Origin of the sequence: Corticibacter populi (genome assembly GCF_004217315.1) — a bacterium.
Lineage (GTDB): Bacteria > Pseudomonadota > Gammaproteobacteria > Burkholderiales > Burkholderiaceae_C > Lampropedia > Lampropedia populi.
On record NZ_SGWR01000001.1, the window covers coordinates 78,890 to 91,538 of the forward strand.

Genomic DNA, 12,649 nt, shown 5'->3' on the forward strand with positions numbered 1-12,649 from the left:
GTGCGGACCATTCTATGCGAGAGCCGCGCCGCCGCCACTGGCCAACGGCTTCGGCCCGGCAGGCCTTGCAGGGGGTGGCTAGAGAACGGCTTTGAAGAGTTCCAGCTGCGGCGGGCCGGCGTAGATCTCGCGCGGGCTCTTGCCGGCATTGGCATGGGCCAGGCGGAAGGCCTCGGAATGCGTCCAGTCGATGAAGTGCTGCTCGGACTGCCACTCGGTGTGCGAGGCGAACAGTGTCCATTCCTCGTTCTGCGGACCTTGCAGCAGGTGAAACCGCACAAAGCCGGGTACGCTGCCCAGGTGGCTCTCGCGGTTCTTCCAATGCTCGACAAAGGCGGCCTCATGGCCGCGCAGGATGCGAAAGCGGTTCATCGCGATGAAGGTGGACATGGCGTTCCTTGGCTCGGGTGGATGGTGTGGCCGGTGGGCGCTTCAGGCCAGCAGCGCGCGCATGCGATCGATGGCCTGCTGCAGGTTCTCGCTCGAATTGGCGATCGAGAAGCGCACGAAGCGCTCCATGCCATTGTGGCCAAAGTCGCGGCCTGGCGCCACCGCAATGCGGGCGCGCTCGAGCAGTGCGAAGGCGAAGTCCCAACTGTCCCGGGCACCCAGGCGGCGCGCCGCCTCCTGGCAATCGGCCCAGATGTAGAAGGCGCCATCGGGTGCCACCGGCACCTCGAGGCCCAGCGCCCCGAGCTGCGGCAGGAACAGGTCGCGCCGCTGGCGGAACACATCGCGCCGGCGCTCATACTCGGCCAGACTCTCGGGCGCGAAGCAGGCCAGCGCAGCGCGCTGGGCGATGGCGCTCGGGCAGATGAAGAGGTTCTGGCAGAGCCGCTCGACAGGCGCCACCAGTTCCGCCGGCAGCACCAGCCAACCCAGGCGCCAGCCGGTCATGTTGAAGTACTTGCTGAAGCTGTTGATGCTGATGACGTCCTCGCCCAGCACCAGCGCGGTCTGCCCATAGGCGCTGTCATAGCTGAGACCCAGGTAGATTTCGTCGACCAGCGTGATGCCCCCGCGCGCCTTCACCTCTCTATGGATGGCGGCGAGTTCCGATGGGGCCAGCGAGGTGCCGGTGGGGTTGGAGGGCGAGGCCAGCAGCACGCCGCGCGTCTGCGGGCCCCAGTGTTCGGCCACGCATTGCGCATCGAGCTGGAAGCGGCCCTCGGGCCCGACTGGCAGCAGCCGCGCGCGGGCATCGGCCGCCTGCACGAATTGCTGGTTGCACGGGTAGCCTGGGTCCGGCAGCAGCATCTCGTCGCCAGCCTGCAGCAGCGCCAGGCAGGCCAGCTGCAGCGCCGCCGATGCGCCAGCGGTGATGACGACGCGCTCGGCTGCCACGGCAACGCCAAAACGCTCGGCGTACCAGCGGCTGATGGCCTGGCGCAGCGGCATGATGCCCAGCGCCGGGGTGTACTGCGTCTGGCCGGCGCTGATGGCGGCAATGGCTGCCTGCTGCACCAGCGGCGGTGCGGTGAAGTCCGGCTCGCCGATGTTGAGGTAGATCATCGGCGGCTGGTCGCCGCGTTCGGCCACCAGCCGTTCGGCGGCCTTGGCGACTTCCATGACGTAGAACGGGCTGGTGCGCAGGGCGCGCTCGGAGGGGCGGTATGGCATTGGTGTGCGGAGTTCCTGGCGCTGGCGCGTGGGAGGCACGGGGACCGGGCGGGAGGCGGTTTGCGGCAGGCCTCCGACTTTCACTGGATGTCCCCGCGTGCGGGGCCAGGGGGTGGAGGATGCACGTCAGCTGGCGCGCTGCTGGTCGGCGGCCATCTCGGTGGCGCGGTAATTGCCGGCCAGTGCGTGCAACACGGCATTGACGTATTTGTGGCCGTCGGTGCCGCCAAAGGACTTGGCCAGCTCGACATATTCGTTGAGCACAACCCGCCAAGGCACGTCCGGCGCGTGCTGGAATTCGTAGAGGCCCATCCACATCACGGCGCGTTCGATCGGCGAGATCTCCGCAAGCGGCCGGTCGAGCACCGGGGTGATGGCGGCATCCAGCGCCTGGGCATCCTCTATGCAGCCATGCAGCAGCGCATCATAGTGGGCCGAGTCGGCCTTGTGGAAGCCGCTGAGGTCGCGCGTGAAGGCGTCGATGGCACTGGCCTCGTTGCGCCCGACGATGTGCTGGTAAAGCGCCTGCAGGGCGAACTCGCGGGCCCGGCTGCGGGCGTTCTTCTTGCTGCTGGGCTTGTGGCTGTGTGCGGTGTCTGCGGTCATGCGAGCTGCCCGATCAGGTTGGCCATTTCGACGGCAACGCGGGCGGCGTCACGCCCCTTCTCGGTCTGGCGGGCAACGGCCTGTTCGGTGTTTTCCGTCGTCAGGATGGCATTGGCGATCGGCAGGCCATAGTCCAGGCCGATGCGGCTGACGCCGGCGCCCGATTCGTTGGCGACCAGTTCGAAGTGGTAGGTCTCGCCGCGGATGATGCAGCCCAGCGCGATCAGCGCGTCAAAGCGGTCCTGCTCGGCCAGCGCCTGCAGGGCCAGCGGCACTTCCAGCGCACCGGGCACGGTGATGTGCTCGATGTGCTTTTCCGGCACGCCCAGCTCCAGCAGCTCTTCGCGGGCCGCGCGGTGGAGCTCGTTGGTGATGTCTTCATTGAAGCGCGCCTGCACGATGGCGATCTTGAGCTTGCTGCCATCCTGCAGATTGGCCTGGCCTTTGTTGGCACCGAACATGTGGTGTTATTCCTTGTTGATGAAACCGGTGATCTCGAGCTTGTAGCCGGCCATGCTGGGCAGGCGGCGCGGCTGGCCCAGCAGGCGCATGCGTTCGACGCCCAGGTTGCGCAGGATCTGCGCGCCGATGCCATAGGTGCGCAGATCCATGCGGCCCTGTGCCGGCGCATGGGAGGGGTGGGCGCGGCCCTCGAACTGGTCGAGCACTTCCTGGGCCGATTCACCGCAGTTGAGCAGCACGGCCACGCCCTGGCCCTGCTTGTGCAGGTAGCCGAGGCTTTCGTCGAGGCTCCAGGAGTGCAGGTCGCGCCGCACTTCCAGTGCATCGAAAACGGAGAGCGGCTCGTGCACGCGCACCGGGATCTCCTCGCCCGGCTCCCAGCTGCCTTTGACCAGTGCCAGGTGCACCGTCTGGCTGAGACGGTCCCGGTAGGCATGGGTGATGAAATCGCCCCAATGGGTCTGGAGATTGCGGGTGCTGATGCGCTCGATGAGCGATTCGTGCTTGCTGCGGTACTCGATCAGGTCGGCAATGGTGCCGATCTTGATGCCATGCTCGGCGGCGAAGACCTGCAGGTCGGGCAGGCGTGCCATGGTGCCGTCGTCCTTCATGATCTCGCAGATCACGGCCGAGGGCGTGAGGCCGGCCAGCCCGGTCAGGTCGCAGCCCGCCTCGGTATGGCCGGCGCGGATCAGCACGCCGCCATCGACGGCCTGCACCGGGAAGATGTGGCCCGGCTGCACCAGGTCGGTCGGCTTGGCGTCGGCGGCCACGGCCGCCTGGATGGTGCGGGCGCGATCGGCTGCCGAGATGCCGGTGGTGACGCCTTCGGCCGCCTCGATCGAGACGGTGAATGCGGTGTCGAAACGCGTGCCGTTGCGGCGGGCCATGGGCGGCAGGTTGAGAAGCTGGCAGCGCTCGCGTGTGAGCGTCAGGCAGACCAGGCCGCGCGCGTACTTGGCCATGAAGTTGATGGCCTCGGGTGTCACATGATCGGCCGCCAGAACCAGGTCGCCCTCGTTCTCGCGGTCCTCCTCATCCACCAGGATAACCATGCGCCCGGCGCGCAATTCTTCGATGATTTCTTCGACGGGGGAGATGGGCGCGGGTGTCAGTGGGGTGTTCATGGAGATGGGCCTGTCAGCGAAGGCGCCTATTGTAGCGCTGCGGTAGCACCGCGCCCCAGGGGCTGCGGCCGCAGTGGATCGCGTGGCGGGCAGTACCAGCCCTGCATGCAGGGACGAGCCGTGTCCGGCGCATCGCTTGGGGCAGAATAGGGCCTTCTTGCCATGCCTCTCGGGCATGGCTCACAAGGCAAGGCATGAATCATCACACGGACCCCCAAGACGAGCAGGACATCATCGATGTCAAGGCCAAACCCGCTGGCAAGCGGCAGGACGACCGGAACGAGGATGGCCTCAAGGTACTGGGCTGGATCAGCTATGGCATGCATCTGGTGGTGGCGATTGCCGCTGTGGTGCCAGCGGCCGAGCCCAGCCTGTTGCTGCTGCTGGTGGCGCTGGTGCTGGACCTGGTCAAGCAGCCCGATGCCGCGGGCACCTGGCAGCAAAGCCATTTCGCCTGGCGCATTCGCAGTGTCGTGATCGCCGGCCTGCTGTATCTGGTGACGGCGCCGCTTTACCTGCTGCTCTATTTTCCCGGCAAGGTCGCCTGGTTCTTCGTCTCCGTCTGGTTTCTGGTGCGCATCGTGCGCGGCATGATCGCCATGAACCAGAATCGGCCGATCACGCCCTGAGATTTTTCCCAACCGGAGATTTCCCGACGCATGGCGCAACCGCAAAAGCCCCAGACCATCAACCTCGCCCTGCAGGGCGGGGGTGCGCACGGCGCCTTCACCTGGGGGGTGCTCGACGCCCTGCTGGAAGGGGGGGCCTACCAGTTCGACGGCATCAGCGGCACCAGTGCCGGAGCCATGAATGCCGTCGTGCTGGCCCACGGCTTTGCACAGGCGGCCGAGCGCGAGCCCGACGACGCCCAGGCACGCCACCGGCTGGGTTGCGAGTTGGCGCGCGAGGCGCTGCGAACCTTCTGGGAGGCGGTGGGCACGCTTGGCGTGTTCCTGACGGCCAATCCGTCGAACTTCGCCAGCCAGTGGATGCCCTGGCTCAAGCCGCTTCTGGCGCCCGCACTCTCGCCCGCGCAGTCCAATCCGATGGACATCAACCCGCTGCGCTCGATTCTCAGGCGCCAGCTGGATTTCGAGGCCATCAACCGCCACAGCGGCCACGCCGCGCCGCGGCTCTTCGTTTGCGCCACCAATGTGCGCACGGGCCGCAGCAAGATTTTCTCCGACGACGAAATCAGCGCCGAATCCGTCATGGCCTCGGCCTGCTTGCCGCAGATTTTCCATGCAGTGGAAATCGATGGCGAGCATTACTGGGATGGCGGCTTCTCGGGCAATCCGGCCATCTATCCGCTGATCTACCGCACCCGCGCCAACGACGTTCTGCTGGTGCAGATCAACCCGATCGAGCTCGACCATCTGCCGCAGAGCATGGCCGAGATCCAGGAGCGCATCAACGAGGTGACCTTCAACGCCAGCCTGCTGGCGGAGTTGCGCGCCATCGAGTTCGTGCGCCGCCTGATCGACGAGGGCCGGCTGGACATGCGGCGCTACAAGTATGTGCGGATGCACCGCGTCGATGGCGGCGCCTACCTGAAAACCTTTGGCAGCGACAGCAAGCTGCGCACCGACATGGGCTTTCTGCTCAATCTGTTCGAACGCGGGCGCGACTCGGCCAAGCGTTGGCTGGCCGTGCACCAGGGAGACATCGGCGTGCGCTCGACGCTGGAAGAATAGATCCGTTGGATCCATGCCCATGCAGGGCCATGCGACAACGACAAGCAACAACAAGCAGTAGCGAGCAACAGCAACAGTGGCAAGGAAACCGAGGGCCATGACAGAGCACCACCACGAACACCGCAACGCGTACGAGCCGGACTGCATCTTCTGCAAGATTGCCGAAGGCAGCATTCCATCACGCAAGGTCTACGGGGACGACGAGATTTACGCCTTCCACGACATCAGCCCTTGGGCACCGGTGCACTTCCTGATGATCCCCAAGCGCCATGTACCGTCGATGGCGCAAGTCCGGCCCGAGGATGCGGGGCTGCTCGGGCGCATGCTGGCGCTGGCGCCGAAGCTGGCGCTGGAGCAGGGCTGCAACCCCTACCCGGAAGGGGGCTTTCGGATCGTCATCAACACTGGTGCCGAAGGCGGGCAGGAGGTGCATCACCTGCACCTCCACGTGATTGGAGGCGCGCGCCCCTGGCTAAAGGGCTAGAGCCATGGCCTGCGTGGCATCGTGATCCCGCCGCTGTGAGGGCGTTCACGCGCAGGCCCGAGAGATCCAAGGCGAACATGTCCTGGGCAAGAGGCCGGGATATGCCCGGTAGCACAGTGTCCTTCTTTGTGTCGCCACAGCAAGCGACCTTTGCCATTCAGCGATGGACTGTGCCCAAAGTCGCTTGCGTTTTTCGCGCCTGACGGAAGCCTTCGGAAACTTGCTGCGTTGCGCAGACGAACGAAGGCTCTTTTTCCGCCTGTCGCTGTGATGCTCGACGGCAAGAAAGGGGACATGTGTTCCAGGTTTCCGCGGCAGCGATGGCCGCTCCGGTGGCAAGGCAAATGGCATCAGCGTCCATGCCTCCCTGGTCGTGCTGCCAAGGATCGACGAGTTCCGCAATCGCTATCCCTGCATCGACCTCTGGTGGTCAACAGTGGCGACCGGCTGGTCGATCTGGCTCGCGTAGGCGTCGATTGCGTGATCCGCGCCAGTCCCTTGTACCTGGCCCGCTTCGGCACGCCACGGTATCCGGATGAAATATCGACTCACCAAGCGGTCGGTTTCTTTTCCTGCGGCAACACTTCGGTCTCGATTTGGTCCGGGCACCAGGTTGGCTGCGCAGCCGAGGGATACTGGCCATGAAGCGTTCGGCCGGGACTGGTGCAGGGTGCCGCTTGGCTGCCGGTACGTCAAATGACTTACCGGGGTGCATGAATAGACGCGGTTTTGATGCCCGCATGGACATGCAGGGCGGATGGCCCGACATACAATGTGCAGCACTGATCGCGCCACCCGCCACCCGCCGCCCGAGCGCGGGCAGCGGGCGCGTGAACCGATACCGATTGACGCAGGAGGTTTGGATATGGGTGGATTCTCGATTTGGCATTGGCTGGTGGTGCTGCTGGTGGTGGTGCTGATTTTTGGCACCAAGAAGCTGCGCAACATCGGCACCGACCTTGGTGGCGCCGTCAAGGGCTTCAAGGACGGCATGCGAGAAGGTGGCGAGGATGCCGCCGATGGCAAGGCGCCGACGGCCACGGCCCAGGTTGCCAACAAGAGCGGGGATGCCGACGGCAAGACCATCGACATCGACGCCAAGGAAAAGCACTGAGAGCCGAAGTGTCTGCTCACACGGCTGCCATTTCGGCCGTGGCGATACGGGGCGGCCGCTGGCCTTCGATCCGGATGGTGACGCATGTTTGACCTGGGGATTTCCAAACTGGTCCTGATTGGCGTGGTGGCCTTGATCGTCATCGGGCCCGAAAAGCTGCCGCGGGTCGCGCGGACGGTGGGCGCCTTGCTGGGCAAGGCGCAGCGCTATGTCAACGATGTGAAGGCCGAGGTCAATCGTTCGATGGATCTCGATGAATTGCGCAAGGTCAAGGCCAGCGTCGAACAGGCCGCGCGCGAGGTCGAGACCAGCGTGCGCACGCACGCCAACGATTTTCAGCAGCAGTTCGACGGCCTGGATGGCAGCGGAACCGGTGACGCCAGTGCGGCCACTGCCGGACGCGACGGCACTGGCGATGGTCTGGAAGACGCCAGCAAGCGCGAATTCGTCACGAATGTGGTGCCGGCCTACCAGCCACCACGCAAGAACTGGCGCAAGCGTCGCAGTGCCGTGCCGCACTGGTACAAGACGCGCCATCAGGTGCGCAGCCACGTGCAGTCCGGCGCGGCGCGGGTGGCACGTCACCGCCCGGCCGGTATAAAGCTGCCGCGCTAACGCATTGCCCGGCGGCGCCCCTCCTGCCGAAGCCATTACCCTGTCTCACAACAAGCCCTCCATGTCCCAAAGCGCCAAGGAAGACGACGAACTCTCGGGTACCGAGCAACCGTTCGTGCAGCATTTGATGGAGCTGCGCGACCGGTTGGTCTATTGCATCATCGGCCTGGCCGTTGCGGCGGCAGTGCTGGCCATCTGGCCTGGCCCCAGCACGCTGATCGACTGGATCGCCCATCCGATCCGCGTCCACATGCCGCCCGATGCCAAGCTCATCGCCGTGGGCGTGCTCTCGCCGGTGCTGGTGCCGCTCAAGGTGCTGCTGCTGGTGGCGGTGCTGCTGGCCCTGCCGTGGCTGGTCTACCAGATCTGGGCCTTCGTGGCGCCGGGTCTCTACAGCCACGAGAAGCGCTTCGCACTGCCGCTGATCGTACTCGGCAGCCTGCTGGCCTATGTCGGCATCGCCTTTGTCCAGCTCTTCGTGCTCGACAAGATGTTCGCGTTCATCCAGAACTTCGCCCCGGCCAGCGTTGCCGCCACGCCTGATGTGGCGTCCTACGTCGGCGTCATCCTGTCGCTGTACATCGCTTTTGCAATGGCCTTCCAGGTGCCGATCGTGGTCCTGCTGCTGGTGCGTTTCCAACTGGTGACGGTAGAGAAGCTGCGCGCCTTCCGCGGCTATTTCATCGTCGTGGCCTTTGTCATTGCCGCCCTGGTGACGCCGCCGGACGTGATTTCTCAACTCGCGCTGGCGGTGCCGATGTGCCTGCTGTATGAAGTGGGCATCTTTGCTTCGCGCTGGTTCGCGCCGCCGACCCGGCCGGGCGAGCAGGAGAGCACCGGCGGGGCCTGAATGGAGCACCCGGTGGCTGCTGCTGGCCGCTGGCCCATATTCCGTATCTTCAGCGGCGCCCTGCGGCCCCGGTGCGCACGGTGGGCGGTCGCTCATCCGGCGTGATCGTGACCTGCATGGCCTGTTCGTGCCGGTGCACGGTGATCTGGGTGGGGGCCCCCGGCCGCAGTGCGGCCACGCTCCCCAGCAGCTCTGGCACATTGCGGATGGCTTTCTCGCCCACCTGGGTGATGACGTCGCCAGGGCGAATGCCGGCGCGCGCCGCCGGGCCTTCCTGCAGCACACCCGTGACGATCACACCGGTCCGGGCGTCCACGCCGGCCGCCTGCGCCAGTTCGGGAGTGAGGTCGTTGCTCACCAGTCCGACCCAACCGCGGATGACGCGGCCATCGCGCTGCAGGCTTTCCAGCACGAATTCGGCGGTGGAGGCGGGAATCGCGAAGCCGATGCCCATGCTGCCGCCCGACTGGGAGAATATGGCGGTGTTGATGCCCAGCAGATCTCCCTGGGTGTCCACCAGCGCTCCGCCCGAATTGCCGGGATTGATGGCGGCGTCGGTCTGGATGAAGTTCTCGAAGAGGTTCAGACCCAGGTGATTGCGCCCCAGCGCGCTGATGATGCCGCTGGTAACGGTCTGGCCCACGCCGAATGGATTGCCGATGGCCAGCACCGGGTCGCCGATCGCCAGTTGGTCCGAGTTGCCGATGCGGATGGCCGGCAGGCCCTCGGCCCCGATCTTGAGCACGGCCAGGTCCGAGTCCGGGTCGGTGCCGACGACCTGGGCCGGCAGTTCGCGTCCATCATGCAGCGTGACGGTGATTTCATCGGCGCTTTCGATGACATGATTGTTGGTCAGCAGGTAGCCATGCGCGCTGACGATCACGCCGCTGCCCAGGCCGCTTTGCGACTGGTTGGTGGCGTCGCCGAAGAAGTACTGGAACAGCGGGTCATTGGCATAGGGATGCCGGATGGTCTTGGTGGTGTTGATGCTGACCACCGAGGGTGCGGCCTGTTCGGCTGCAGCGCGAAAGCTGCCCGCTACCGGGTCGGGGCGAGCGGGCGCAGGGCTGCGGTCCCATTGGATGGCGTCCGGTTCGGCAGGCGCGTCGCTGGCTGGGCCAAGCGCAGCCAGCCAGCCGGGCCGGAGGGTGCTGAGCACGAAGAAGACCGCCAGAGCGACGGTGACCCATTGGGAGAACAGCAGCCAGCAGCGTCGCATGGGGAAATGCCTTTGACAAAGACCGTGGGCGGTATGACCAGGGGTTCCAGAAGGGAGGGCGCGCGTCAATGTCGCTGCGCCGCCCTCAACTTCAGCCTGTTGCCCTTTGCGGGAAAACGAAAAGGGATACATTCCGGATATGGAGAAGAATGATAATGAATCTTTGCATATGAACGATCCGCTCGACCCTCTGACGCGCCAGTTCGTGGCCCATTTCGGTGAGATGGGCAGCCGCTGGGGCATCAATCGCACCGTAGGGCAGATTTATGCGTTGCTGTTTCTCTCGAGCAAGCCGCTCAACGCTGATGACATCGCCCAGAAGCTCGAATTCTCGCGCTCGAACGTCAGCATGGGGCTCAAGGAACTGCAGTCGTGGCGATTGGTGCAGCTCAAGCACCAGCCGGGCGACCGGCGCGAATACTTCCAGGCGCCCGAGGACATCTGGGAGATCTTCCGCGTGCTCGCCGAGGAGCGCCGCCGCCGCGAGATCGAGCCGACCATCTCGATGCTGCGTGCGGCGCTGCTCGAGGAACCTTCCAGCGACGAGGCGCGCCACGCGCAGCAGCGCATGCAGCAGATGTATGAACTGGTGGACCGCCTGGTCAGCTGGTATGACGAGGTGCAGCACCTCAAGCCCGAGACGGTGATGCAGCTGATGGCCATGGGCTCGAAGGTCACGCGCCTGCTCACGCTCAAGGACAAGCTCACCGGCGCAGGGGGCAAGAGCGCACGCGCCGCAAAGACACCGTTGCAGCACGATGGCGATGCGGTGAACGCTTCGCCGGCTGCGAAGGAATGACCAGGAATTACGGATGAAACGGGGGAATGATGGCTGTCACGCGTGATGCCCTACTGGAGGTGTTTGCCGGCATTCTGCGGCCCGAGGGCTTTCAGGACTATGGCCCCAACGGGCTGCAGGTCGAGGGCCGTGTGCAGATCGGCAGACTGGTCAGTGGCGTGACGGCCAGCCAGGCCCTGATCGACGCGGCCGTCGAGGCTGGCGCCGATGCTGTTCTGGTGCACCACGGCCTGTTCTGGCGCGGCATGGATGGGCGGCTGACGGGCTGGCTGCGCCAGCGGGTGCGCACCCTGCTGCTGCACGACATCAATCTGTTTGCCTACCACCTGCCGCTGGATGCGCATCCACGGCTGGGCAACAACGCCCAGCTGGGCCTGCACATGGGCTGGGGCGAGGGCGCGCCGATCGCCGAGAAATCGCTGGTGTTCGCCGCCGATGCCGAGTATGAACATGCCGACGCGCTGGCCGGGGCTTTGCGCCAACGCCTGGGCCGCGGGGTGGTGAGCATCGATGGTGGGCGGCCGATCCGGCGGCTGGCCTGGTGCACGGGTGGGGCGCAGGGGTACTTCCAGCAGGCCATTGATGCGGGTGCCGATGCCTTCGTGACCGGTGAGATCTCCGAGCCCCAGGCCCATCTGGCGCGTGAATGCGGTGTCAGCTTCTTCGCTGCCGGCCACCATGCCACGGAGCGCTTTGGCGCTCCGGCCCTGGGCCGGCATGTGGCGCAGCAGCTGGGCCTGGAGCACCGGTTCATCGAGATCGACAATCCGGCGTAGGTCTTGGCGCGTCGCCGAAAAACAAGGTCCGAAGATGACGGCCCATGACAAAGGCCCGCTTGCAGCGGGCCTTTGTCATGGGGGCGAGCGGCTTGTCGCAGTTCAGCGGCGCAGGCTGTCGCGGATCTCGCGCAGCAGCACGATGTCTTCGCTTGGCGCGGCCGGCGCGGCCGGGGGCGCCTCGCGCTTGAGCCGGTTGATCTGCTTGATCATCACGAAGATGATGAAGGCCAGGATGAGGAAGTTCAGCAGGATAGTCAGGAAGTTGCCGTAGGCGAACACCGGCACGCCAGCCGTCTTGTAGGCCTCGAGCGTGCGAGCCGTACCCGGGGGCACTTCGCTCAATGCGATGAAAAGATTGCTGAAGTCCAGCTTGCCGAAGACCAGCCCCACGAGCGGCATGATCAGATCACTGACGACGGAGTCGACGATCTTGCCGAAAGCCCCCCCGATGATCACGCCGACGGCCAGATCCATCACATTGCCCTTGACGGCAAACTCGCGAAATTCGTGCATGAAGCTCATTGGAACTCTCCCTTTTTTGCTTGAGATCAGAGAAAGCGCTATTTTGCGCCAAACGGCAGACCCCGCCAGGGCTCGGGTACATACAATTACCAGCGGATCGCGGTTTTGTTACAAATTCCGTCGACTACCCATAATCAAAATCTGGTCAAGGAAAACCCCATGAGTGACACTCCTGCTGATGCCAGCAAGCGGACGTGGATCATCGCCTCTGCCTGCACCGGAGCGGTTGGTGGCCTGGCGACAGCTGTTCCCTTTGTCAGTTCCTTCTCTCCGTCGGAGCGTGCCAAGGCGGCCGGCGCCTCGGTGGAAGTGGACATCTCGGGGCTGCAGCCCGGTGAGAAGCTGATCGCCGAGTGGCGCGGCAAGCCGGTCTGGGTGATCCGTCGCACCCCCGAGCAACTGGCCGAGCTGGCCGGGCTCGACGGCGAGCTCGCCGACCCCGAGTCCAAGCGGACCAGCTACGCCGCGACACCGGCCTATGCGCGCAACGAGTACCGCTCGATCAAGCCCGAATACCTGGTCACGGTGGGCATCTGTCCGCACCTGGGTTGCTCTCCCTCGGACAGGTTCACGCCCGGGCCGCAGCCATCGCTGCCAAGCGACTGGAAGGGCGGTTTCCTGTGCCCTTGCCATGGCTCGACCTTCGACCTGGCCGGACGTGTCTTCAAGAACAAGCCATCGCCGGACAACCTGGAAGTGCCGCCGCACCGCTACCTGTCGGACGCGAAGATTCTGATTGGCGAAGACACGGCCTGAAG

16 protein-coding genes are annotated in these 12,649 nt (G+C 65.2%); 9 read left to right on the forward strand and 7 right to left on the reverse strand.

What is annotated here, in order from left to right; all coding sequences use genetic code 11:
* Window positions 1–78 precede the first annotated feature (78 nt).
* The 5 genes from hmuQ to ribBA all read right to left on the reverse strand — a co-directional run bounded on the left by hmuQ (window position 79) and on the right by ribBA (window position 3,815).
* A complete protein-coding gene (gene hmuQ / locus EV687_RS00345) occupies window positions 79–390 on the reverse strand; it encodes a heme-degrading protein HmuQ (RefSeq protein ID WP_122225914.1) in 312 nt (103 codons plus the stop codon).
* A gap of 42 nt (window positions 391–432) precedes the next feature.
* Complete coding sequence (locus EV687_RS00350; protein ID WP_122225915.1) at window positions 433–1,620, reverse strand: pyridoxal phosphate-dependent aminotransferase; 1,188 nt, start codon at window positions 1,618–1,620, stop codon at window positions 433–435.
* Between the two features lie 126 nt (window positions 1,621–1,746).
* Window positions 1,747–2,226, reverse strand: a complete 480-nt coding sequence (gene nusB / locus EV687_RS00355) for a transcription antitermination factor NusB (RefSeq protein WP_122225916.1) — start codon at window positions 2,224–2,226, stop codon at window positions 1,747–1,749.
* Complete coding sequence (gene ribH, locus EV687_RS00360) at window positions 2,223–2,687, reverse strand: 6,7-dimethyl-8-ribityllumazine synthase (RefSeq protein WP_122225917.1); 465 nt, start codon at window positions 2,685–2,687, stop codon at window positions 2,223–2,225. Before ribH ends, nusB begins: the two co-directional genes overlap by 4 nt.
* Before the next feature lie 6 nt (window positions 2,688–2,693).
* Window positions 2,694–3,815, reverse strand: coding sequence for a bifunctional 3,4-dihydroxy-2-butanone-4-phosphate synthase/GTP cyclohydrolase II (gene ribBA / locus EV687_RS00365; protein ID WP_122225918.1), 1,122 nt, complete (start codon window positions 3,813–3,815; stop codon window positions 2,694–2,696).
* Between the two features lie 194 nt (window positions 3,816–4,009).
* On the opposite strand from ribBA, the gene EV687_RS00370 reads away from it, so the two are divergent.
* The 6 genes from EV687_RS00370 (at window position 4,010) to tatC (ending at window position 8,572) form a co-directional block, all read left to right on the forward strand.
* Window positions 4,010–4,444, forward strand: coding sequence for a DUF4870 family protein (locus EV687_RS00370; RefSeq protein ID WP_242612400.1), 435 nt, complete (start codon window positions 4,010–4,012; stop codon window positions 4,442–4,444).
* A gap of 30 nt (window positions 4,445–4,474) precedes the next feature.
* Window positions 4,475–5,509, forward strand: a complete 1,035-nt coding sequence (locus EV687_RS00375) for a patatin-like phospholipase family protein (RefSeq protein WP_122225919.1) — start codon at window positions 4,475–4,477, stop codon at window positions 5,507–5,509.
* Between the two features lie 97 nt (window positions 5,510–5,606).
* Window positions 5,607–5,993, forward strand: coding sequence for a histidine triad nucleotide-binding protein (locus EV687_RS00380; RefSeq protein WP_122225920.1), 387 nt, complete (start codon window positions 5,607–5,609; stop codon window positions 5,991–5,993).
* An 865-nt stretch (window positions 5,994–6,858) separates the two neighbouring features.
* Window positions 6,859–7,107 carry a Sec-independent protein translocase subunit TatA gene (tatA, locus tag EV687_RS00390; RefSeq protein ID WP_122225921.1) on the forward strand — a complete coding sequence of 83 codons (249 nt, stop codon included), beginning with the start codon at window positions 6,859–6,861 and terminating at the stop codon, window positions 7,105–7,107.
* Window positions 7,108–7,191: 84 nt separating this feature from the next.
* Complete coding sequence (gene tatB, locus EV687_RS00395; protein ID WP_122225922.1) at window positions 7,192–7,722, forward strand: Sec-independent protein translocase protein TatB; 531 nt, start codon at window positions 7,192–7,194, stop codon at window positions 7,720–7,722.
* A gap of 61 nt (window positions 7,723–7,783) precedes the next feature.
* Window positions 7,784–8,572 (forward strand): twin-arginine translocase subunit TatC, encoded by a 789-nt coding sequence (tatC, locus tag EV687_RS00400; RefSeq protein WP_122225923.1) that lies wholly within the window; start codon window positions 7,784–7,786, stop codon window positions 8,570–8,572.
* 49 nt (window positions 8,573–8,621) lie between these two features.
* Here the strand turns inward: tatC and EV687_RS00405 are convergent, their stop codons facing one another.
* Window positions 8,622–9,791 (reverse strand): S1C family serine protease, encoded by a 1,170-nt coding sequence (locus EV687_RS00405; protein WP_122225924.1) that lies wholly within the window; start codon window positions 9,789–9,791, stop codon window positions 8,622–8,624.
* A gap of 169 nt (window positions 9,792–9,960) precedes the next feature.
* Between EV687_RS00405 and EV687_RS00410 the strand changes: the two genes are divergently transcribed.
* On the forward strand, window positions 9,961–10,590 hold the full coding sequence (locus tag EV687_RS00410) for a GbsR/MarR family transcriptional regulator (RefSeq protein ID WP_122225925.1): 630 nt from the start codon (window positions 9,961–9,963) through the stop codon (window positions 10,588–10,590).
* A gap of 29 nt (window positions 10,591–10,619) precedes the next feature.
* Window positions 10,620–11,366 (forward strand): Nif3-like dinuclear metal center hexameric protein, encoded by a 747-nt coding sequence (locus tag EV687_RS00415; RefSeq protein ID WP_122227044.1) that lies wholly within the window; start codon window positions 10,620–10,622, stop codon window positions 11,364–11,366.
* Window positions 11,367–11,468: 102 nt separating this feature from the next.
* Here the strand turns inward: EV687_RS00415 and mscL are convergent, their stop codons facing one another.
* Complete coding sequence (gene mscL, locus EV687_RS00420) at window positions 11,469–11,891, reverse strand: large conductance mechanosensitive channel protein MscL (RefSeq protein WP_122225926.1); 423 nt, start codon at window positions 11,889–11,891, stop codon at window positions 11,469–11,471.
* A gap of 159 nt (window positions 11,892–12,050) precedes the next feature.
* Between mscL and petA the strand changes: the two genes are divergently transcribed.
* Window positions 12,051–12,647, forward strand: coding sequence for a ubiquinol-cytochrome c reductase iron-sulfur subunit (gene petA, locus EV687_RS00425; protein WP_122225927.1), 597 nt, complete (start codon window positions 12,051–12,053; stop codon window positions 12,645–12,647).
* Window positions 12,648–12,649 lie beyond the last annotated feature (2 nt).

Bases quoted from the DNA above. Each gene is read 5' to 3' on its own strand.
- hmuQ (WP_122225914.1), bottom strand. From the start codon at position 390: ATGTCCACCTTCATCGCGATGAACCGCTTTCGCATCCTGCGCGGCCAT.
- EV687_RS00350 (WP_122225915.1), bottom strand. From the start codon at position 1,620: ATGCCATACCGCCCCTCCGAGCGCGCCCTGCGCACCAGCCCGTTCTAC.
- nusB (WP_122225916.1), bottom strand. From the start codon at position 2,226: ATGACCGCAGACACCGCACACAGCCACAAGCCCAGCAGCAAGAAGAAC.
- ribH (WP_122225917.1), bottom strand. From the start codon at position 2,687: ATGTTCGGTGCCAACAAAGGCCAGGCCAATCTGCAGGATGGCAGCAAG.
- ribBA (WP_122225918.1), bottom strand. From the start codon at position 3,815: ATGAACACCCCACTGACACCCGCGCCCATCTCCCCCGTCGAAGAAATC.
- EV687_RS00370 (WP_242612400.1), top strand. From the start codon at position 4,010: ATGAATCATCACACGGACCCCCAAGACGAGCAGGACATCATCGATGTC.
- EV687_RS00375 (WP_122225919.1), top strand. From the start codon at position 4,475: ATGGCGCAACCGCAAAAGCCCCAGACCATCAACCTCGCCCTGCAGGGC.
- EV687_RS00380 (WP_122225920.1), top strand. From the start codon at position 5,607: ATGACAGAGCACCACCACGAACACCGCAACGCGTACGAGCCGGACTGC.
- tatA (WP_122225921.1), top strand. From the start codon at position 6,859: ATGGGTGGATTCTCGATTTGGCATTGGCTGGTGGTGCTGCTGGTGGTG.
- tatB (WP_122225922.1), top strand. From the start codon at position 7,192: ATGTTTGACCTGGGGATTTCCAAACTGGTCCTGATTGGCGTGGTGGCC.
- tatC (WP_122225923.1), top strand. From the start codon at position 7,784: ATGTCCCAAAGCGCCAAGGAAGACGACGAACTCTCGGGTACCGAGCAA.
- EV687_RS00405 (WP_122225924.1), bottom strand. From the start codon at position 9,791: ATGCGACGCTGCTGGCTGCTGTTCTCCCAATGGGTCACCGTCGCTCTG.
- EV687_RS00410 (WP_122225925.1), top strand. From the start codon at position 9,961: ATGAACGATCCGCTCGACCCTCTGACGCGCCAGTTCGTGGCCCATTTC.
- EV687_RS00415 (WP_122227044.1), top strand. From the start codon at position 10,620: ATGGCTGTCACGCGTGATGCCCTACTGGAGGTGTTTGCCGGCATTCTG.
- mscL (WP_122225926.1), bottom strand. From the start codon at position 11,891: ATGAGCTTCATGCACGAATTTCGCGAGTTTGCCGTCAAGGGCAATGTG.
- petA (WP_122225927.1), top strand. From the start codon at position 12,051: ATGAGTGACACTCCTGCTGATGCCAGCAAGCGGACGTGGATCATCGCC.